Below are 19596 nucleotides of genomic sequence, written 5' to 3'. Positions count from 1 at the left end.
AAGTTTGCACACGAGCTGATCCTAAAGCCTTTAGAGCACCCCCATATAAATTCAGCCACGTCAGCAAACGATAAATCCTACTCAATTAAGAAGTGATTAAAATGAAGACTTGTTTTACTAAAACTGTTTTGTCCGGATTGATTCTTACCGCTGTCAATGTCCATGCATCTGAAAGCCAAGCTGACCATAGCCCTACTCAACCTCCAAAATCCGACGCAGAAGTCAGCTTCGACTTTTACGGCGAATTAGGCATTGGTGGCCATGTCGCGTTAGAAGGCGAAAACAAAGGCCGCTACGCAGACGGCACTTACATCGAGGGTGGCCTCGCGGTCCAATACGGTAACTGGTTCGGCCTTGCGTACATGGAAGGTTGGACGGTTCAAGCCGATGACGATGGCAATGCTTGGGCGACAGGCCATGGTTGGGGAGGCTTCGAGGGTGGCTTCAACCGTTTCTATGCCGGTTACCGCACCGATGGCAACACCGAGTTTATGATTGGCCGTATGGACTCTTCTCTGGATGACGTTCAATGGTGGGGCGATGCGACAGTCGAATATGGCTACGTGATCTCCAATACACGAGACGTGTTCTTGGGCGCTAAGATCCAAAACCTTGAAGGTAAATTCCGCTACAGCATTTCAGCCGCTCCTGAGTCGGACTTCTCGGAAGATGATTCTTGGGTCAACTTTGGTAAATACGACCGCTTTGCTGATCAATGGATCGATAAGAACGCCATGGTCAACGGTTACATCCAATACGACATTGCTGAACACTTAACGCTGATGGGCGGCGCAGAAGTCCGTAACAACGACGGTGGTGAACTGTTCCTCATTGGTGCGGAATACAAAAACGTTGCCGCACGTGTATGGCACGACACCGATAAAGGCAACCAAGTTTCAGACGGCAGCGAATCAGGCTTTATGACCAGTGCATGGTATGAAGCCGCTCCGGGCGTCTATCTATCAGCGGCCTACAACTACGCCAATTTTGAATCAGACACCGCTGAGGATGAAATCACTTCTTACATCAACGCCGGCGTGTGGTGGGAATACGCCAACGGCACATGGGCAACCGCATTTGATAGTCGCTTTGCTGTCGGGGATGACAACGTGACGGGCGATGCTCAAGTTTTCGCAATGCAATATTTCTACTGGTAAACCGAGGAACCAAACATGACTTTACGTAAAACCCTAATTGCTTTAGCCGTTGGTTCAGCGGTGACACTCTCTGGCTGTAATACCGTCACAACTTCTGAATCACCGTTACAAGCGAGCGAGTTTAAGAATGTAATTGACCGTACCGGCTCTCCAGAATACATGCGCGATTACGACTTTGATGACCACCAGCGTTTTAATCCATTTTTCGATATGGGTGCATGGCACGGACACCTATTGCCTGACAATGCAGAAGGTATGGGTGGCTTTCCTGGCACTGCGCTCCTGACCGAAGAATACATCAACTTTATGGCCAATAATTTTGATCGCTTAAGCGTGTACAAAGATGGCAAAAAAGTCGCCTTCGAAATGGAGGCGTACAGCTTGCCGGGCGCATTGGTGCAAAAGCTAACCTCTGGTGATGTCACCGTGGAGATGACGTTGCGTTTTGCTTCTGACCGCACTTCTCTGTTGGAAACCAACATCACCACAGACGCCCCAGTTGAACTCGTATGGGATGGCCAATTGCTTGAGAAGTACCACGCTAAAGAAGGCAAATCCCAATCAGATAAAACCATTGATGAGCAGTACCCAAATTACAACCGCACGATCGTCGCGACGGATGACGGTTTAAAAGTAACGTTTGGTAAAGTACGTTCAACGTGGGATCTGTTGACCTCTGGCGAGTCCGAATACCAAATCCATAAGTCCATCGATATGGAAACTCAGGTGGATGGTCATCAGTTTACTTCGACGGCGAGAATCGACGGCTCAACCACGATTTACACCACCTACTCTCATGTCCTAACCGCAAAAGAAAACCAAGCTGAACAAGCGAAGATTCAAGACATTTTGGCAAATCCAGAGGCTTATCTTTCGGCTTCTGAGCAGCGTTGGGAAGACTATCTAACCAAAGGCTTAACCAACCCACACGCCACACCAGAGCAAGAACGCGTGGCGGTGAAATCGATGGAGACCTTGAACGGCAACTGGCGCGGTGTCGCAGGTGCGATGAAATTTGATTCGGTAACCCCGTCCGTGACAGCACGTTGGTTCTCAGGCAACCAAACTTGGCCTTGGGATACATGGAAGCAAGCTTATGCGATGGCGCACTTCAATCCAGATGTCGCGAAAGACAACATTCGTGCGATGTTCGCTTATCAAATTCAAGCAAACGATCCTGTTCGCCCTTGGGATGAGGGTTATGTGCCGGATCTATTGGCTTACAACTTAAGCCCTGAACGTGGCGGCGACGGAGGCAACTGGAACGAACGTAATACCAAACCAAGTCTTGCTGCGTGGGCGGTCATGGAAGTGTACAAAACCACCGGTGATAAAGCATGGATCGAAGAGATGTATCCGAAGCTTGTGGCGTACCACAACTGGTGGCTGCGTAACCGCGACAACAACGGCAACGGCGTTCCTGAATATGGCGCTGCGGTAGACAAAGCGCACAACACGCCAGAAGGTGAAATGTACTTTACGGTGGTTCGCGGTGAAGAGCATGAAACGGTAGTGGGTAAGAAAGCACTGGCAAAAGTGATGGCAGAGGGTAATTACGATTACATCGAGAGCCCAGCACAAACCGCCGCTTCTTGGGAATCTGGCCGCGATGACGCAGCGGTCTTTGGCTTTATCGATAAAGAGCAGCTTGATGCTTACGTTGCCAAAGGCGGTAAGCGCAGCGATTGGGAAGTGGAATTTGCGCAGAACCGCGCTGAAGACGGCACCCTACTGGGTTACTCACTGCTACAAGAATCCGTTGACCAAGCGAGCTACATGTACAGCGATAACCAATACCTAGCCGAAATGGCGGACATGTTAGGCAAAGAAGACGAAGCAAAAGACTTCCGAGCGAAGGCTAAACATCTGGCAAACTATATCAACACTTGTATGTTCGATGAGTCCACGGGCTTCTTCTACGACATTCGCATCGAAGACAAACCACTAGAAAATGGCTGTGCGGGCAAGCCGATTGTCGAGCGCGGGATGGGACCAGAGGGTTGGTCGCCCCTGTTTAATGGTGCGGCGACTCAAGCTCATGCCGATTCCGTCGTAAAAGTGATGAAAGACAGCAATGAGTTCAATACGTATGTGCCACTGGGTACGGCTGCGCTCTCCAACCCAGCCTTCGGTCCAGATATTTACTGGCGTGGACGCGTATGGGTCGATCAGTTCTACTTCGGCTTGAAAGGCATGGACAGATACGGCTATCGTGATGACGCCATTGAGATGGCAACGGCCTTCTTCCAGCATGCGGACGGCCTTGTGCAAGATGGCCCAATTCGAGAGAACTACAACCCACTGACGGGCGATCAACAAGGCGCACCAAACTTCTCATGGAGCGCGGCGCACCTATACATGCTGTACAACGACTTCTTCACTGAGTAGAAATCAGTCGTCAATTACAGGGAGCCTTCGTTGCTCCCTGTAATCAATTCTGCCACCAGCTGACGCAGCCAAATCCCTTTATCCTCGTTGTTACGGCTGGTATGCCACAACATCGCGATATCAAAATCCGCTACCGCAATCGGCGGCTGGACGCTCACCAAATCGTCCGAGAACCCTTCCGCTTGCGCCATTTTCTCCGGCACAATCGCAACCAACTCACGCTGTTTAAGCAAGTTTCGAATCGTAAGGAAGTTACGTGAAGCAACGGTGACTTTTCGGCTCAAGCCATGCTCAGCAAGCTTTTTGTCTACTTGTGTACTCAAGCTGCCATCAGGACTTACGAGGGCTTGTTCAATATTGGCAAAAGCGTGAATCGACAATTGTGTTTCGCCTTTCAACACTCGCTTATCACACAGACATACGTGCTTTTCTGTGTAGAGGTACTGGCTCTCAAAATTATCGTCGAGCACAGGCATACTGCCGATGATGACATCTAATTTATCGTGCTCCGTGATCGCTACGTAATTGCTGCGGTTGACGTTGATAAAACTGATTTGGGCTTCTGGCGCACGCTTACGGATTTCATCATAAAGCAGTGGGGCGAAGATAAACTCGGCGTAGTCGGTTAACCCTATGCGGCACACGCCGGCGTAGTTTTCTGGTTGGAAAGCGGACTTAGTCAGTAAGTCTTTGGCAATCGAGTCCAATAAATGATGCACCGTCGGCGCAATATGATGCGCGTGCTCGGTTGGGTCCATCTTATGACCTTTACGCTCAAACAATGGGTCATCAAACAACACGCGCAAACGCGACAAGCTGTGGCTCATGGCAGACTGACTGACAAAGCTTTTCTCGGCCGCCAAACTCACACTGCGATAGCGATATAGGTAAGAAAAGGTCACCAACAGATTTAAGTCGATATTGCGCCACTGGATGTCATCTTTCATAGAACAAACCTCATCCCATTTCATTCATAGATGAAATTAAAACTATTAATTTGAGTCATCTTAGTACATTTCTTACAGTAGATGCAGTTTTATTGGAGATTTAACAGGCTCAACATGTTTACCATTTTTAAAACCTTTTTTTGGCTTGGTTGGATCAGTTTCGGTGGCCCTGCGGCGCACATCGGCTACTTCCGCCAAACGTTCGTTGAAAAGCTCAAATGGATTGATGACAGCGAATACGCACAGATCGTGGCTTTGAGCCAATTCTTACCGGGTCCTGGTTCTAGCCAAGTTGGCTTTGCTCTGGGTTACAAACGCGGAGGCTTAGGCGGCGCATGCATGGCGTTTCTTGGCTTCACGTTGCCTTCCGTGATCATCATGTTGGCGCTTGCGATGGTAAGCAGCCAGATCACCGATACGGCGCTGTTCCAAAACATCGTTCATGGCTTGAAGTTGCTTGCGGTCGTTGTGGTGGCGGATGCGACTTGGGGAATGTACAAAAACTTCTGTCAAAGCAAACTAACAGCAGGCTTGTGTGTGGCAACCGCGATTGCATTATTGGTTGCACCGAGCATCGCAACTCAAATGCTGGTGCTTGTAGTAGCGGGCTTGATTGGCACTCAATATCTTAAGAAAGAATCCGCAGCCCCTGCCGAACCTTTTAAACCAACCATTGCACCATTGGCACTGTTCGCAGTACTTCTGATTGGTTTGCCGTTTGTGGCTCACACCTTGCCAATGCTTGGATTGTTTAGCGACTTCTTCCAAGCGGGTAGCTTAGTTTTCGGTGGTGGTCACGTGGTACTTCCGCTATTGCAAAACATCGTTGGCGATCAACTCAGCCAAGACGCGTTCCTAACGGGCTACGCCGCAGCGCAAGCAGTACCGGGACCGATGTTTACCTTCGCAACTTACATTGGTTACGAGCTGTCTGATGCACCTATCCTAGGCGCGCTAGTTGCAACATTAGGTGTATTCTTACCGGGCTTTTTATTGCTGCTTGGCGTGCTAAAGAACTGGCAAGCGCTGGCTGGCAAACCTGCAGTGTCGGGCGCGATCAACGGCGTAAACGCATCGGTCGTTGGTTTACTATTAGCAGCACTTTACCAACCGGTATTCAGCAGCGCTGTCGTTACCCCAATTGACATCGCTCTTGTGATAGCTGGCTTCTACTTACATAAGAAACTTAACTTGTCGGTGCTTTGGATGATTGTGTTCTTTGTCGCGGCTGGCATTGTGACTGGCATGATGTAAGCGTATCGCTAAGGCAAAGATAAAGATAAAGATAAAGATAAAGATAAGAGTACAACGCCCGCTTCCAATTGGAGGCGGGCGTTTTTAATTCCATCGAGTCAGTAGTTAACACCTATTCCGTTGCTGATGGTTTTTCCTGTTCATCCGCTGGAATGTAAACATCTGCTCTACGGTTTTTAGAACGACCCGACGAGGTATTGTTGGTGGCAATCGGCTCAGATTCCCCAAAGGATTTAAGCGTGGTTTTCTGTTCGCTCACCCCGTAATAGTGCAGCTCACGAGCCGTGCTTTTGGCTCGATTATGACCCAGAGTTTGGTTATAGGCTTTGGTGCCTATCCAGTCAGTATGCCCTTCCACGGTGACTTGATAGTTCGTTTGAGCAAGCTGACGAGCAACACTGCTCAAGACATCTCTAGCGAGCGGTGTGAGGTTAAAACGATCGAACGCGAAGTGAACCCGTGCAATCAATTTACCCTTATCCGTGACTTCACCACTGAATTGCGCAATACCCAAATTCGAGATATACGTCAGGCAATCATTCGGGTTAGTGAGCAGTGATGAGTTCTTCATCAGCGCCCACTTCAGTGCGGGGTCATTGCTGGTATCGGTGACTTGCCAGTAGCCATCACGGTGCGATGCCACCCCTGTCACCTCGCCAACCTGAATCGAGTGCGAGTATTCATAATAAGACGTCCCGCAGTATTCGGTCACTTTTGAACTGACTTCACTGGCATTCGCACTAACGGTCGTGAAACCTGCCACCAGCATCCCTGTTATTAGTATTGCTTTGGTCATACCTATCACCCATATAGTCTCGATACACCATTACCACGAGATCCTTTCTTAATTAGCTCTTCGATTTTCTTAATAAAATCTTCTGTCTCTGTTACATCGATGATGTCTTCATCCGGATTCAACACACAATCTTGGAAACCACTTTGCGAAGATGCACTGAAGTTCACCCCAATGACGCCAATGTACAAATTGCCATTCTCAGTTTGGAAGTGTTCACGCGCCTTATCGCACATACCTTGATTGACTAATCCCGGAAGGATTTGTGTATAAGGAAACTCCATCCCATCACTGATCACAATCAGCATTTTGAGGCGATCGTTGTACTGTTGAGTCTCTTCGGCATCATTGCCATTTGGTCGTCCACCTTCCATGATTTGCAAGCCACGCAGCATGCCTTGGTAGGCGGCAGTGTTACCACCTGAGTTCATGGTTTGCACTTTCTCAAGCTGTGTCTTATCAGCCGTTAGAGGAATCGTGAAGAAACCGTTGTTCCCCGTCATCGTCATGCTACCGTTGTACAAAGAATTGTTATTGGAACGGAAATGGAAGTTGAAACTTGGATTAGAAACCTTGTTGTCGAACATATGATTAACCGACTTGGTGTAACCAATGTACTCCGGAATCTCTAAGCGGTTATTGTTGAAGTTCACCACGTGAGAGACGCGTTTAGCGTGTTGTCTTTCCCAATTCTTTTGATTTGGACAATCATCAACATCGGCGGCACAACTCTCAACTTCACTTTCGGTGTACGGCGACCAATATGACCAGTTAACTTGCTCATATAGAACAGGAGAGACATCTAATCGATAGCCACTCTTGTAACGAAGTTGGCTTGTGGCATACAAGTTTCCGCTTAACTTCTCTTGAACGCGTAGGTTAAAAGGAATGATGGCAATACGATTAAGAACTTCTGTTTCACCTTCTCTCGGCACTAAAATTCTGTCTGCGATTTCCTCTACTGCATCCTTCAATAAATCGATTTTGACTTGCCCTTGCCAGTTGTTGTTCATCGATCCAGAAAAGTCAGTTACCAAAACCAAATCGATGATCTTGTCACCCAAATAATAAGGATATTTTGCCGCTACAGCTTGTCCTGCCAACTTCTGGGTTTGTTCAAAAGAAGGAATAAAAGTGCTGGCAAACCAAGAATTGTGTGTCGTTACTGCATCAACGGAATACTGAATCTTCTCGGTATTGTCATTCTCTTCCGTTGGTTCTTGATAGGTGCGTACCGTCTGAATATTCACATGAGAAACATCACGGACATAATCGTTAATATAAAGCGTCGCTAATGCATCTGATACATTGGATTTGTCATCAATCGTCACGGCTAGTGCCGCTGTTTGAGCAGCATCTCGCAAGCGACTCGTCTCTTGAATATAACGGGTGCCCTCAACGGCTATAAATGTCATGCCGAAGACTGGTACCAAAGTAAGTGCAAACCAAATCGCCGCAACCCCACTTTGGGCACGATGAGATTTAGTTCGGTTGAAGTGTGTAAGGTTCATGGTTACCTCCCTACAACAACAGAGCTGGAAGTAATGGTCATGGTTGGAGACGCATTGTTACCCCAAAATCGAGCGAACCAAGAGTTCTCTTCTTGACACAATGTGACCTGATATAGGGAAAAGATATTGCCATTTTCCACTGGAGCTAAGTCTGCTTTATTCGCAAGACTATTCGCGTTACAACCAAGGTTTCGGTATTCATCGCTTTCAAAAGCATTGAGGGTAGATTTATCGTGCAATGCTTCAATCTTAATTGCGATACTGGTTGGCGTAGTGTCAAACAAACGCGCTGCCAACGTCTTCATGTCTGATTCATCGCTGGCATTGAGCGTGAATCGCTCATCGTAATAGCGTGTCCGCTCTTTTAAGACGTTCGCCAACGCAAAGCTACCTCTATCTAACTGCGCGCGGCTTAATAGCTTATGACTAAGGTCAGTCATAAAATAGAAAACAGCGATTAACGCAACGAGTACTATGAATAGCTCAATCGCAAAAACGCCTTTTTGACGGGTAAGAGTTTTCATGGCGTTTCCTCCTCCCATCCTTCATGTTCTAGGTTTATCAAAGTACTACGTGTAATCGGTACAACATCTCCGGTGAACACGCTAAACATTGGGCTGTGATTATATTGAAGAGTAAACTCGGCAATCGCATAACCACCGCCACCTTCATCCATTTGTACGTCGGTGTAACTCACGTTGGAGATGAGATCTGAATAAGACAAATAGTACTGTCCCGTCAGCGTAAAGTTTTCTGCAGGAACCAAAGTCGCCCACATCGAATCCGATTCGCCTAACGCATTATCGAGTGTTAACTTGTAATTGTCGTAAGAGTCTCCACCCTCATAAATTTTGGTGCTGCGAACCGTTTCTCTTAACGCGTACTCAACCAAGTTCGTTACATAAATTCGAAAGCTCATCTCAAAGAGCATGAGCATAGCAACACCTAAAACAAGTGCGCCCAACACAAACTCGATGATAGTGACACCCTTCGATTTCGATAGAGTATGCCTCATAGCTATCACCTCATTACTGGTGTAACCTTCGCGAAATTTCCATCACTTGAGAGTCAGTAAAAGACCCTTCTAATAAATCTCGCGCCTGATAGATATCCCCTACTTTGAATAATGCGATGGCTAAATTTGCACGCACCTTCTGGTTGCTAGGGTTTTCCTGATAAACAGGAACCAGCAGTGTTATCACGTCGTCATACTGTCGTTGAGCAAGGTAAACTACGGCTAAGTTATTTTTTACCGCCACGTCGTTATAGCCTTTTAGACGGGCTTGGTTGAATGCGGTTTTGGCTTGGTTAAATTGATCGGTGTTGCAATAGGCAATCCCTGACAGAACATAGATTTCTCCGGTATTGTTTCCTAATTCAATCGAATGTTTATAGCGATTAATCGCAAGTTTATCCTCTCCCTCTTGGCTGTGGATTTGTCCTCTGAGTTGAAGTAGAGCAGCGTTTCGAACACCCTTATCGAGCAAATGATCCACATAGAATTTTGAGGACTCGGTATCACCTTTATCAAAATAGACTTTGGCCAACTCTTGCATTATTTGAACGTCTTCAGGGTCTTGTTCCAAGTGCCCCTTATAATGCTGAATTAATCCTGAGTGGTTATCGACACGCTCCATGCTCTGAACAACGTCAATATCGTTGCTAGAGCTTGATGAACAAGCACTTAACAAGACAATTGCAGAGAGAGCGATCACATCCTTTATGATTTTCATCGTTGTCCTCCAAAACTGTTCAGGTCAATTTGCATAACGCCAGGGGCAAGAATAAAGATGACGATTGGAAACATGATCAGCAAAATCAAAGGAATACTCATTTTTGCTGACAACTTACCCATTTTCTCCTCGACTCTTAACAGTTGTATGCGGCGCATATCTTCTGCTAGATCACTCAATACATTGGCGACGGATGCGCCATAGTGGAGATTTTGGATAATCGTAAGAACAAAACTGGAAACCTCAGGTGCAGGCAAGCGCTCAGACAAGTCATGCAACGCTTTTTCAATGCCGTGAACTTTGCCCGCTTCAGATGTCCTTTTAATTTGATAACAAAGGTCTTTATCAAAGATTTTCAACTCTTTCGAAAGATAAGCAAAAGAGGCCTCTATGGTCATACCGGTCTGCACACACACAGACATGATATCCAATACATAGGGCAGATTTTTTGAGATGCGCTTAACCATAAGTCTTTTGCGCATTTCTAGTAGGAAGTCAGGAACAATAATGACCACCACCAGAGCAATAGAGAACGCGAGTGCTTTAGTCAATAAATCGACATTTAAGAACAGCACGACAACAGCAGCAATCAAGATCAGAGCAATTTTAATTGGGAAGTAATAACTGGCTAACTCTTTATTGTAATAACCAGCATTTTGTAACTTTTGCTCTAGGTCTTTTCGGTTTTCCTTACCAAACTTAACCAAAAAAGAGTTTAGCTTCGGCTTTAATTCTTCTTTGTTCGAACCTTTTAAGTACTTATCTAAGGCAACGGCTTTACGATGGCTGAAATACAAATCGTAAGAGATAAACGCGAGTGCTCCGAGCACTAAAATGATGCTTACAATCAAGGTCATTGTCTTACTCCTTTTACAAGCAGCCAAACAATAAACAACCCAAGTACTTCACTCCCAGCAACATAATAAAGAATCCAGCGTCCATTCGGATCATTCAAAATAAAGTTGATATGGTCAGGGCTCACTTGATTAACCATCAAAGCAAACGCAACGGGAATAGCTGCCACTACTTTGGCTGAAATTCGCGCTTCTGATGTCATGGCCATTTTTTTAGTTTCTAATGTCCGTGCATCGACCAAGATACGAATCAACCTCGCCAATACGTTTTTAAGTTGGCCACCACGGTTAATGTTGGCTCGAATAGTAATCGTGAAGAAGATATATTCTGGATAAGGAAATGCTTTACATGATCGCAAGAGAACTTGTTCAGCGCTTTCACCCAGTTTCAATCGATCCCCCATCTCCTTGAACTCTCGTCCAACTTCCCCATCCATGTTATCGCCAACAAAAGAGAAAGCGTGCATGAGACTTTCACCCGCAGTAACCGCACTCATAAGAATATTCAACGCATCAGGGAAAGTTTTCTCAAACGTGATTCGACGCTTGTTTTGCAACCAGTGATACGCCCAAACAATAACGAGGAAGAATATGCCCCCAGCAACAAGTAAGGAGTTGATTTTTAATAACTCATACGTCACGTAATAGGTGAGATAAGCAACGATAAAAATAAAAGCGACAATAATAAAATTGGCTCTCGGCCCAAGAACTTGAATCGTCGGAGATAGGTTATTTTTAAAACGCTGCCAACGCTTTTGTTCCATCAAAGAATTTAGATTGATAGCACTGACAATTTCTTCGTCTACTTCAGATTCAGGAAAGTATCCGCTGATCTTGCTCTGCTTATTACTCAAAAGCAGATAAAGCGCTAAACCAAATAAAATAATGGAAATCCAAAGCATCATGAGCGAACTCCTTGGAAGGCCACCATAAGCTCTTCATATAGACCGTAAAAATGTGCTTTCTTAACCAATTCAGAGCGCTGCATTATACCTTCGGTAGTAAAGCGCCCTCGTACTGCTTCTCCGTAACCGACTTCGTCATACTGGAAACGGAAAATCTCTTCCATCACCACACTGTCGCCTTCTAAACCCACTATCTCAGAGATGCTGGTGACTTTTCTCGAACCGTCTCGAAGCCTGTTCACTTGAACCACCAGCTCAATCGCACTCACAATCGCTCGACGAATCGCATCGAGTGGTTGGTTTAGGTTCGCCATCATCACCATAGATTCAACGCGCCCGATGGCATCACGTGGAGAGTTCGCGTGCAGCGTCGACATTGAACCTTCATGACCCGTATTCATCGCCTGCAACATTTCGAACGCTTCAGAGCCACGACACTCACCTAAAATGATGCGGTCTGGACGCATACGCAGCGCATTAATCACCAAATCACGCTGGGTGACTAAGCCCGTGTGTTCAACACTTTCCGCTCTCGTTTCTAGGCGTACTAGGTTCGGTTGCTCTAGACGCAGCTCAGCAGCATCCTCGATGGTAACAATGCGTTCATCATCACTGATGTATTGAGATAGAGAATTAAGCAGTGTGGTTTTACCTGAGCCGGTACCACCAGAGATCAGGATATTCATTCGGCATCGAGACGCGATCGAGAGAAGTCTGGCCATATCTAAAGACAGAGATCCAAACTCAACCAACTCTTCTAGGCCAATGTTTTGCTCTCTAAATTTACGAATAGAGATCGAAGTGCCATCTAAGGCAATGGGCGGGATAACGATGTTTACACGACTGCCGTCTTCAAGGCGAGCATCTACCGTTGGCGATAACTCATCCACTCGTCGACCAACACGCGAGGCTATTTGTTTTGCAATACTCAGAACTTGGGCTTCGTCGACAAACGTAATTTCCGATTTTTCGAGCTTACCGTGTTTCTCAAAAAACACATTGTTCGCCCCATTCACCATAATATCCGTTATGTTTCTGTCATCCACTAAAGACTGAATAGGCCCTAACCCAAACAGCTCGTCGAGCATGCTTTTGACCAAGCTCGATTTCATCATTGACGTTATAGGTCGCTCAAAGTTACTCGCTAATACATCGACCGCATTACGAATCTGACCTTCGATCTCATGCTTCGATAAACTTTGAATTGCCTCAACATCTAACGCTTCGAATATTTGAGAGCGAAATGCGGTATATAACTCTTTGTTTGAACTCATCTTGCCCCCAATCTGGATAACCAGCTCGTTGAGTGATGCGTTTGCTGACCATTAATTAGGCGAGTAAGATCCTCTATCGTGCGGTTTATAGAACGATCATGTTTGTGAGCACGCTTACCCTCTAGAAGCAAATGAGACAACGCTCGGCAGTACGGCATATCCAAATTAACATCCGTACCTAGATACTTTTTAAGATCGCTTTGTTCGATCACAAAGGTATTTTCTGGGCGATGATGGTTAGCAAGCGTGATGGTTCGGATCCGCTTACTCATGGAAACTTGTTTACTCTCTAACTGTTCGAGCAATACTTTTGCATTTCGCACAGACGAAACTGAAGGTTCAAAAACCACCACGACAACGTCGTAGTTCTCTATCAACCAATGCGGGTCAACCCTAAAATCAACACTTCCAGAGAAATCCTCAATGATAAAGTTTGTGTTCCTACTCAGTAATTCACAGAGAGTTTGGTTATAACTGAAAATATCGTCTTGATTACGTTCACTTTGGAGTGCAAGTAAACGAAGGTTCTTGCGAATTTTCGTCAGATAACTGAGTGCGCCTTCTGTATCTAACTCATGGATAGGAACTGAAAATTCATCAATCGCGCGAGACTTAAAGTCTTCCATTGCAAGCAGTACATCTATATTGCTGTCATTGTATTGATGGTCAACTAAGATGGTATCGATGTTCTGTGACGACAGTTTTGAGCTAAGTTCAGTCGTAATTAGCGACGTTCCAATACCACCTTTACTACCAACAACAGCGACTCGCTTTGCTTTACGCTGCTTACTTACCCCGGAATAAGTTTGTAAGTTGCGATGAACGTTCATGACAAAATCAGCAAATTCATGCTTGTTGATTGGCCAGAACAAGTAGTAAAAACCCATCTCTTTGAGTTGACGAAGGGTTGATATGGAGTCTTCCTTCCCAATTACAATAATGCCTTTGTGCGTCGGCAAATGTGTCGCAAAATGTTGAGCATCGCGAATAATGTCATCCGATTCATTTAACTCCAGAATGACAATATTGCCGCTTTGTTCAGAATAAAAACTCTGTGGAATACTTGATTGTTTGAGACAGTTTGGCGAGTTCCACCCCTCGAACTCAAACATCTCTTTTACCAAAGACATACACTCAAGGCTTTGATAAAGCAGAACACACCCTGCCGGGCCATGGGTACTCTCGAGAATCTGTGGTGTACTTGTCTCTTTTAATGTTTTACCTAAATCAAACATCTACAATCCCTCCACCAAACGTTCCTTGTGCGAGATTTGCTTCATCCGAGCAACTTCGGAGAAACAATTGCGGCTGATATCGTCTTCCTCTATTTCTGAAGGCTGACACGGCTGAGTCAAAAGTGAGTGGTAGGTAATCGTTAGTTGGATGTCATTGCTTAACGTATTGTTACGACGCAAAGAGAAAGCTTCTGCTCTTAGAGGAAGTTTTTCCCTCCCTTTCATTACGCCATCAAGGACTTTTTTACCCTTGGTATTGCGATATTCAAGAAGGTAACTCGCTCCTGAATCGTTCTCTTCAACGATATCTAAAATACTCGAGATTTGGCTTGTCGTTTGCTGCCCGGACTTCACGGTAAACTGATATACATGCGTTTCTGGGTACACGAGCGCTTCAGCGCTAGAGCCGTTAAAATAACGCTCTGCACAACCAGACAGTAACGCAGCAGCTAGCATGGCAAATACGATCGATTTCATTCGATAAACCCTCCTTGAGAAAGCAATTCAATCGTTGGATCGTTTCCTCTGTTACCGTCTGCACTGTCTGATATTTTTAGCCAGCGACGCAAAGTGGATGTTTTATTCATGTAGGGCAGTTGAATTTCTTTGTTCTTCATTGGCTTCACAAGATTCACTGTCGCAACAATAATCAGCTCCGTTCGTCTTCGATCCGTTGAAGCTTTGCGAAATGCAGCACCGAGAACAGGAATATCGCCAAGCAGTGGAATCTTCTGCAGTTCTTCTAGATCCGAGCTACTCATCAAGCCGCCTAAAACGAAGCTATCTCCATCCCCCAATTCAATCGTTGTCATGGCTCGTCTTGTTGCAAACTGTGGAACCTCAATACCCGCAGCTCGAATGTAACGCTCAACTTCACTCACCTCGGGCATGAGTTGCATACGGATTTTTTCTTCATGAAGCACTTTGGCCGTCAAATCGAGCTTGATACCAAATTCTCGAAAGGTGATGTTGATATTGTTGTTGGTACTTACGATTACAGGCACTTCACCGCCGACCAAGAAACTGGCAGATTCACCAGAAATAACGGTAAGGTTTGGTTCGGCAAGGACTTGAGCGACGTTTTCATTACCCAGAGCGGTAATCAAAGTCGTCAAATCAGCGGCATCAAATTGCTGGAATAAGAACTCACCCACGTCAGCACCAACACTAGACCAATCTACACCAACGGTTTGAGCAAAGGTTTCCGTTACTTGGGCAACAGAAATCTTCACATTGACCTGTTGATCCGTTGCAACTTCAATAAGCTCTAAAATGCCATCCCAAGTCATATTCCGGGCGAAGATAAGTGCTTGAGGTTCTTCTATGTCAAACGCCTCATTGTCGAACTCCAGCACTTGAGTTTCTTCCCACTTCTCCACTTTTTCCCTGCCGAGGAGCGTAGCAACCATTCGATAGATATCGTCACGCTGTTGCTCGGAATCAACAACACCACTAACGGCAACTTGTGAGCCTACAGATTCGACTTTGACATTTAGATTCGGGTAATGAAGCTTGAGCTGGCGACGAACAAGAGACAAATCTATGTCTACAATAATTCGGTCAGAAAGGAGGACTTTTTTGGACTTGCCATAGATGATGAATCTGGCTTGGCCGACTTCTTTGGCAAAGACGACGACGGTGTTCTCGTTGATGACGTTATAGTCCACGATGGACGGGTCACTGACAAAAACCGTCGAGATCGCTTCTTTCACTTCAATATGTTGTCCATCACTTACCGTAATGTAGCGATCGGCTGCTAGCGTAAAAGCGCTAAAAAACGAGGCGGATACTATCAGCACATAGATACACATTTTTCTTAGTATTTGGCTGTTCATTACAGTTCCTCTCCCTGAGCAGTTTGGCGAGTCGAACCGCGTAATTCCGTTACGCCACTGTAGTTTCCAATCACATCTCGAACCTCAGCAAAAATCGGCTCTTTGTACTTGTGGCTTCTGTACACTTCGAGGTGCATGGTTTTTTGAGCGATAGAGAGTCTTGCGATAGCTTGTGGCACAACTTCAACCACGATGACGATTTGATGCTCATCTTCACTCGATACATTAGATTGCACAGTATCTTCGTCTTGTGTTGCTCCACCGATACTCAAAACTTTTACATTCTGCAAAATCAACTGTGCGTTCACACCGCTAAAGTCAATTGCATCGTTATCTTCGTCCGCTAAATTTTCTTGAGGAGAGCTAACGGCTAGTAAATCAACGTAGGTTCCAGGACGAATATACCCTTGCACTAGATTACGAGTGCTGACCAATAGCGAGTAAGGCTCCATGCCCTCGGTAATCAAAAGATCAATGTAACGGGGATCGCTCTCATTAACTTGATATTCTGGCAACACCAATTGGCCTTGCTTAATATTTTTGTTGAGCAAAGTTGACGGGGAAAAATCCAATTTGATGTCAGAGCTGATGCCCTCTTCCAAGGCAATATTTAACTGCAATTGTTCTCTTTCAACATTGTTGATATCAATTGGGGTTCCGCGTTCGAGATCGACTGCCGCTCGCCATACTTGAATATATTGAACATCGTCGATTGCAGACTTCGCAGGATGATTGACTTCCGCGATTGCGTTTTGATTCTGCGTGGACGTAATGTTGTGAAAAATACCAACACCACCCACTAATACAGCGAGAAAGGCAACGAACAACGCCAAACGAGATCTCATGATCTGTCTCCCTACGTTATTATCCTTGTTATAAGAACAACATAGAAACCAGAGCAGATAGCGATGCCATAAGGTAAACCAGTTGGAATCGAAGGCTTGACTCGTTTTTGGGTTTGTAGAATGCGTTTAGCGAGATAAAAAATAGCCAATACGCCACCAAAAATAACCACTAGCCAGAGTGCGAACCAAAGTCCGACGGATGGCAGCGACAATGAAAAGGCAGCGATGAGCTTAACGTCTCCGCCCCCCATAACCCTCAAGCGATGAAGTAGAATTAAAGCGGCCCAACAAGTCCCTAGGTACCACAAACTGTTCGCAGAGTAATCTGAAAAACCTAGAGCTAGCGCGACTATGGCAATAATGACCACATGCTTGTTTTCTATTCTTCTGTCCCTTGCATCAGAAATTGAAATAACCAAGCATGTAATCAGCAAAACCGCATAGAGAAATAGCTCTAAGGATTCAGGCATACTGTGTATATACGGGTCTTTGATTAACCGTTTTTACTGTTAATTTCAGAACCGATCTTCTCAAATGCATCTTGTAACGCACCAAGAAAATCGTTGTTACCCGTACCAAGCACTGCGATCAACATGAGTGCCATTGCAACACCAATTAGACCGTACTCAATTGCAGTAACGCCCTGCTCATCATTTTTAAGTTCATTTAGGTAGTTTGTAAGGTCTACATAAAGTTTAGTAATCATGGTTTGTCCCTCTTTCCTTGTTTCGTACTAACTGCTTAGCCCTTTTATCGTAGACACCGGATCACCGTCTCAAAAATGAACAATATCGGTGAGACCGATTCTGCCAAGCGTGCCGTTTCACTTAGAGATTATCCTTAATGGGTAGCAAAAATTTTTTATATCTACAGTTCAGTCAATTATCGCTCCCCCTTCTTCTTTTAGTGGTAAAAATAAGATTTTGTACCGTAAATTTAAAATGTGACACAAATCACACTTAGCTGGATTGTTAATTCAACCTTCTTCATACCCATTAAGCTAAAACTTATGGACTAGAGGCCAGAGGAAGCACCGTGATGAAACTTCCCTTCGACAATCTCATCTCTTTTCATGCCGTGATCACTCATGGTTCTTTTAGTAGTGGAGCAAGAAAATTAGGTAAGTCTCAGTCTACGGTGAGCGGTGCGGTGAAGAGCTTAGAAGAGGAGTTAGGTTACTTACTTATCGACAGGAGCAATAAGCAAGTCGAACCAACAGAACGAGGAAAGAAGATTTATCAACTGGCGACGCCCATCATCAACAAATACAACGAGCTGAGCCAAATCGCCGAATCCCTTTTGAGAACGGATCTGTACCATATGCGAGTTGGTATTGATTCTCTGGTGTTTAACAACGAAGTCAAAAGTGCCCTCATTGAGTTCTCAGAAGCTTTTCCAGAAATAGAATTAACTGTTGTCACCAAACCTAGCCAAATCCTTGGTCAATACATCAATAACAACCAAATCGACATTGCCATCTGTAATCCTTACCACCGCACGAAACTCGACTTTAATATTGATGAGCTTTTTACCGTCAACTGTAATTGGGTGGTACATCATGACCTTATTCAACAAGGAAAACCCACCGAGTCTCGCCTACTCTTATTAGACGGGTGTGAGGATTTGATCGACTTGTCCAATGTCGCCAAAAACAATATGTGGATACTCGATGATATCAGTACCATCATGGAATTATGCATTGCGAAGAAAGGCATGGCGTTCCTACCACAACATACGATTGATAACTCCATGCATCGTGATGTCTTGGCCAAAGCACCAAGTGAGACTGCCTTGTTTGGCAAGCAGTTATACGCCTCTTTGATCTGGCCCATTCACTCGGATTACAGTAAGTATCACCAGTGGCTACACGATAAGCTGAGAAAAGGGCACAAGCATTTTTAGTCACTGGAGCGGTTATGGCTGCGGCTTTCAAACGAATCAAACGCGCGCTTGCTCAGAAAGGTCTCATCTGGATTCTGACTTCGATGGCTCTGGCTGTGTACCCTCAAGCCAATGCAAAAATGACCAAGGTCGATCAACAAACACTCAACCAGCAAAACCGCCACTCTCTCCAAGAGAAAAAGCTCAAACTGAAAACATTGCCAAGCGTATCTCGGCATTCAGGAACGCAAGTGGTGGAGCTAAGAGGCACAACCGAGCCGACAAAAGCCAAAGCTTACAATAAGGTGACCAAACCCACCTCTCCTGCCGCCTTACAATATTTACCCATGATTTCTGAAGCTGCTACGCAATGGAAAATAGAAACCGCCTTGCTGCTGGCCATTATTCATACTGAAAGCGCCTTTAACCCCAATGCAGTCTCACACAAAGATGCCATTGGCTTAATGCAAGTCATGCAAAATGGCGGAGCGTTGGAAGTCTCCCAAAAGCTGTACTTTGGAAGAAAAATTTCACGTGATGAGTTGTTCGAGCCGAACTTTAATATAGATACAGGGGCGGCGTACTTACATATTCTCAAAACCGATTACTTACACTCGGTGCGATCCGAACAAAACAAAATGCTTTTGGCCATTGCGGCTTACAACTGTGGGTTGTCGAACCTAATGCGTTATCTATCTTACACTCAGTCACTGCCTCAATTTTCTTCAGAAATGAATCGACTCACAGAAGACGAACTTTACTTTCGACTAACCCAAACTCTGCCTATTGAAGAGACTCGAAACTACGTAGAAAAAGTCATGCGTCTCTATCACCACTATCAAAAGCGAGTGATTGATACACTTTGATAATCAATTAAACCGTACTTTAGCCCATTGAGGTCATAAGCTGTGATCCCTAACAACAAGTTGTTACTTTTTCTTTCCCCAAACAACCTTACCCATGCTATTGTTAACATTACATTAA

20 protein-coding genes are annotated in these 19596 nt (G+C 45.3%); 5 read left to right on the top strand and 15 right to left on the bottom strand.

Going from position 1 to position 19596, the window contains the following annotated elements:
- Positions 1-101: 101 nt before the first annotated feature.
- Both ygjJ and ygjK read left to right on the top strand, forming a co-directional pair.
- Complete coding sequence (gene ygjJ / locus ACLIIY_RS02130) at positions 102-1157, top strand: protein YgjJ (protein ID WP_434528053.1); 1056 nt, start codon at positions 102-104, stop codon at positions 1155-1157.
- A gap of 15 nt (positions 1158-1172) precedes the next feature.
- Entirely contained in the window at positions 1173-3545 is a 2373-nt protein-coding gene (gene ygjK, locus ACLIIY_RS02125) for an alpha-glucosidase (protein WP_434528052.1), read from the top strand.
- Between the two features lie 14 nt (positions 3546-3559).
- Here the strand turns inward: ygjK and ACLIIY_RS02120 are convergent, their stop codons facing one another.
- Positions 3560-4492, bottom strand: a complete 933-nt coding sequence (locus tag ACLIIY_RS02120) for a LysR family transcriptional regulator (protein ID WP_039986329.1) — start codon at positions 4490-4492, stop codon at positions 3560-3562.
- Between the two features lie 114 nt (positions 4493-4606).
- On the opposite strand from ACLIIY_RS02120, the gene chrA reads away from it, so the two are divergent.
- The gene (gene chrA / locus ACLIIY_RS02115; RefSeq protein WP_132697916.1) at positions 4607-5746 is read left to right on the top strand and encodes a chromate efflux transporter; all 1140 of its coding nucleotides are present in this window, start codon (positions 4607-4609) and stop codon (positions 5744-5746) included.
- Positions 5747-5858: 112 nt separating this feature from the next.
- Here chrA and ACLIIY_RS02110 read toward each other — a convergent pair whose 3' ends face one another.
- The 14 genes from ACLIIY_RS02110 to ACLIIY_RS02045 are packed head-to-tail and all read right to left on the bottom strand — an operon-like array spanning position 5859 to position 17437.
- The gene (locus ACLIIY_RS02110) at positions 5859-6542 is read right to left on the bottom strand and encodes an OmpA family protein (RefSeq protein WP_434528051.1); all 684 of its coding nucleotides are present in this window, start codon (positions 6540-6542) and stop codon (positions 5859-5861) included.
- A 5-nt stretch (positions 6543-6547) separates the two neighbouring features.
- Positions 6548-8050, bottom strand: a complete 1503-nt coding sequence (locus ACLIIY_RS02105) for a pilus assembly protein (protein WP_258490292.1) — start codon at positions 8048-8050, stop codon at positions 6548-6550.
- A 2-nt stretch (positions 8051-8052) separates the two neighbouring features.
- Positions 8053-8574, bottom strand: a complete 522-nt coding sequence (gene tadF / locus ACLIIY_RS02100; RefSeq protein ID WP_434528050.1) for a tight adherence pilus pseudopilin TadF — start codon at positions 8572-8574, stop codon at positions 8053-8055.
- Entirely contained in the window at positions 8571-9065 is a 495-nt protein-coding gene (locus tag ACLIIY_RS02095; RefSeq protein WP_045480379.1) for a TadE family protein, read from the bottom strand. Before ACLIIY_RS02095 ends, tadF begins: the two co-directional genes overlap by 4 nt.
- A 13-nt stretch (positions 9066-9078) precedes the next feature.
- Complete coding sequence (locus ACLIIY_RS02090) at positions 9079-9783, bottom strand: tetratricopeptide repeat protein (protein ID WP_045480376.1); 705 nt, start codon at positions 9781-9783, stop codon at positions 9079-9081.
- Positions 9780-10640: a type II secretion system F family protein gene (locus ACLIIY_RS02085; RefSeq protein ID WP_045480374.1), complete on the bottom strand. Its 861-nt coding sequence runs from the start codon at positions 10638-10640 to the stop codon at positions 9780-9782. The genes ACLIIY_RS02090 and ACLIIY_RS02085 overlap by 4 nt, the downstream gene beginning before the upstream one ends.
- On the bottom strand, positions 10637-11539 hold the full coding sequence (locus tag ACLIIY_RS02080; protein ID WP_434528530.1) for a type II secretion system F family protein: 903 nt from the start codon (positions 11537-11539) through the stop codon (positions 10637-10639). Before ACLIIY_RS02080 ends, ACLIIY_RS02085 begins: the two co-directional genes overlap by 4 nt.
- On the bottom strand, positions 11539-12816 hold the full coding sequence (locus ACLIIY_RS02075; RefSeq protein WP_045480371.1) for a CpaF family protein: 1278 nt from the start codon (positions 12814-12816) through the stop codon (positions 11539-11541). The genes ACLIIY_RS02080 and ACLIIY_RS02075 overlap by 1 nt, the downstream gene beginning before the upstream one ends.
- Positions 12813-14051, bottom strand: coding sequence for an AAA family ATPase (locus ACLIIY_RS02070; RefSeq protein WP_045480368.1), 1239 nt, complete (start codon positions 14049-14051; stop codon positions 12813-12815). The genes ACLIIY_RS02075 and ACLIIY_RS02070 overlap by 4 nt, the downstream gene beginning before the upstream one ends.
- Entirely contained in the window at positions 14052-14528 is a 477-nt protein-coding gene (locus ACLIIY_RS02065) for a hypothetical protein (RefSeq protein ID WP_045480365.1), read from the bottom strand.
- Positions 14525-15862, bottom strand: coding sequence for a type II and III secretion system protein family protein (locus ACLIIY_RS02060; RefSeq protein WP_045480955.1), 1338 nt, complete (start codon positions 15860-15862; stop codon positions 14525-14527). Before ACLIIY_RS02060 ends, ACLIIY_RS02065 begins: the two co-directional genes overlap by 4 nt.
- Before the next feature lie 23 nt (positions 15863-15885).
- On the bottom strand, positions 15886-16731 hold the full coding sequence (cpaB, locus tag ACLIIY_RS02055) for a Flp pilus assembly protein CpaB (protein WP_434528049.1): 846 nt from the start codon (positions 16729-16731) through the stop codon (positions 15886-15888).
- A gap of 11 nt (positions 16732-16742) precedes the next feature.
- A complete protein-coding gene (locus ACLIIY_RS02050) occupies positions 16743-17201 on the bottom strand; it encodes an A24 family peptidase (protein ID WP_199482980.1) in 459 nt (152 codons plus the stop codon).
- A gap of 23 nt (positions 17202-17224) precedes the next feature.
- Positions 17225-17437 (bottom strand): Flp family type IVb pilin, encoded by a 213-nt coding sequence (locus ACLIIY_RS02045; RefSeq protein WP_434528048.1) that lies wholly within the window; start codon positions 17435-17437, stop codon positions 17225-17227.
- Positions 17438-17769: 332 nt separating this feature from the next.
- On the opposite strand from ACLIIY_RS02045, the gene ACLIIY_RS02040 reads away from it, so the two are divergent.
- Together ACLIIY_RS02040 and ACLIIY_RS02035 are read left to right on the top strand one after the other, a co-directional pair.
- Entirely contained in the window at positions 17770-18633 is an 864-nt protein-coding gene (locus ACLIIY_RS02040) for a LysR family transcriptional regulator (protein ID WP_020193913.1), read from the top strand.
- Between the two features lie 14 nt (positions 18634-18647).
- Positions 18648-19478 (top strand): transglycosylase SLT domain-containing protein, encoded by an 831-nt coding sequence (locus ACLIIY_RS02035; protein WP_434528047.1) that lies wholly within the window; start codon positions 18648-18650, stop codon positions 19476-19478.
- Positions 19479-19596: the final 118 nt, after the last annotated feature.

The organism is Vibrio sp. K4, from assembly GCF_051122595.1.
Taxonomy (GTDB): domain Bacteria; phylum Pseudomonadota; class Gammaproteobacteria; order Enterobacterales; family Vibrionaceae; genus Vibrio; species Vibrio owensii.
The sequence above is the reverse complement of the archived record's forward strand: the minus strand, read 5'-3'. Positions and strand labels throughout refer to the sequence as shown.

Excerpts from the sequence above, each read along its gene's own strand:
- ygjJ (WP_434528053.1), top strand. The coding sequence starts at position 102 with ATGAAGACTTGTTTTACTAAAACTGTTTTGTCCGGATTGATTCTTACC.
- ygjK (WP_434528052.1), top strand. The coding sequence starts at position 1,173 with ATGACTTTACGTAAAACCCTAATTGCTTTAGCCGTTGGTTCAGCGGTG.
- ACLIIY_RS02120 (WP_039986329.1), bottom strand. The coding sequence starts at position 4,492 with ATGAAAGATGACATCCAGTGGCGCAATATCGACTTAAATCTGTTGGTG.
- chrA (WP_132697916.1), top strand. The coding sequence starts at position 4,607 with ATGTTTACCATTTTTAAAACCTTTTTTTGGCTTGGTTGGATCAGTTTC.
- ACLIIY_RS02110 (WP_434528051.1), bottom strand. The coding sequence starts at position 6,542 with ATGACCAAAGCAATACTAATAACAGGGATGCTGGTGGCAGGTTTCACG.
- ACLIIY_RS02105 (WP_258490292.1), bottom strand. The coding sequence starts at position 8,050 with ATGAACCTTACACACTTCAACCGAACTAAATCTCATCGTGCCCAAAGT.
- tadF (WP_434528050.1), bottom strand. The coding sequence starts at position 8,574 with ATGAAAACTCTTACCCGTCAAAAAGGCGTTTTTGCGATTGAGCTATTC.
- ACLIIY_RS02095 (WP_045480379.1), bottom strand. The coding sequence starts at position 9,065 with ATGAGGCATACTCTATCGAAATCGAAGGGTGTCACTATCATCGAGTTT.
- ACLIIY_RS02090 (WP_045480376.1), bottom strand. The coding sequence starts at position 9,783 with ATGAAAATCATAAAGGATGTGATCGCTCTCTCTGCAATTGTCTTGTTA.
- ACLIIY_RS02085 (WP_045480374.1), bottom strand. The coding sequence starts at position 10,640 with ATGACCTTGATTGTAAGCATCATTTTAGTGCTCGGAGCACTCGCGTTT.
- ACLIIY_RS02080 (WP_434528530.1), bottom strand. The coding sequence starts at position 11,539 with ATGCTTTGGATTTCCATTATTTTATTTGGTTTAGCGCTTTATCTGCTT.
- ACLIIY_RS02075 (WP_045480371.1), bottom strand. The coding sequence starts at position 12,816 with ATGAGTTCAAACAAAGAGTTATATACCGCATTTCGCTCTCAAATATTC.
- ACLIIY_RS02070 (WP_045480368.1), bottom strand. The coding sequence starts at position 14,051 with ATGTTTGATTTAGGTAAAACATTAAAAGAGACAAGTACACCACAGATT.
- ACLIIY_RS02065 (WP_045480365.1), bottom strand. The coding sequence starts at position 14,528 with ATGAAATCGATCGTATTTGCCATGCTAGCTGCTGCGTTACTGTCTGGT.
- ACLIIY_RS02060 (WP_045480955.1), bottom strand. The coding sequence starts at position 15,862 with ATGTGTATCTATGTGCTGATAGTATCCGCCTCGTTTTTTAGCGCTTTT.
- cpaB (WP_434528049.1), bottom strand. The coding sequence starts at position 16,731 with ATGAGATCTCGTTTGGCGTTGTTCGTTGCCTTTCTCGCTGTATTAGTG.
- ACLIIY_RS02050 (WP_199482980.1), bottom strand. The coding sequence starts at position 17,201 with ATGCCTGAATCCTTAGAGCTATTTCTCTATGCGGTTTTGCTGATTACA.
- ACLIIY_RS02045 (WP_434528048.1), bottom strand. The coding sequence starts at position 17,437 with ATGATTACTAAACTTTATGTAGACCTTACAAACTACCTAAATGAACTT.
- ACLIIY_RS02040 (WP_020193913.1), top strand. The coding sequence starts at position 17,770 with ATGAAACTTCCCTTCGACAATCTCATCTCTTTTCATGCCGTGATCACT.
- ACLIIY_RS02035 (WP_434528047.1), top strand. The coding sequence starts at position 18,648 with ATGGCTGCGGCTTTCAAACGAATCAAACGCGCGCTTGCTCAGAAAGGT.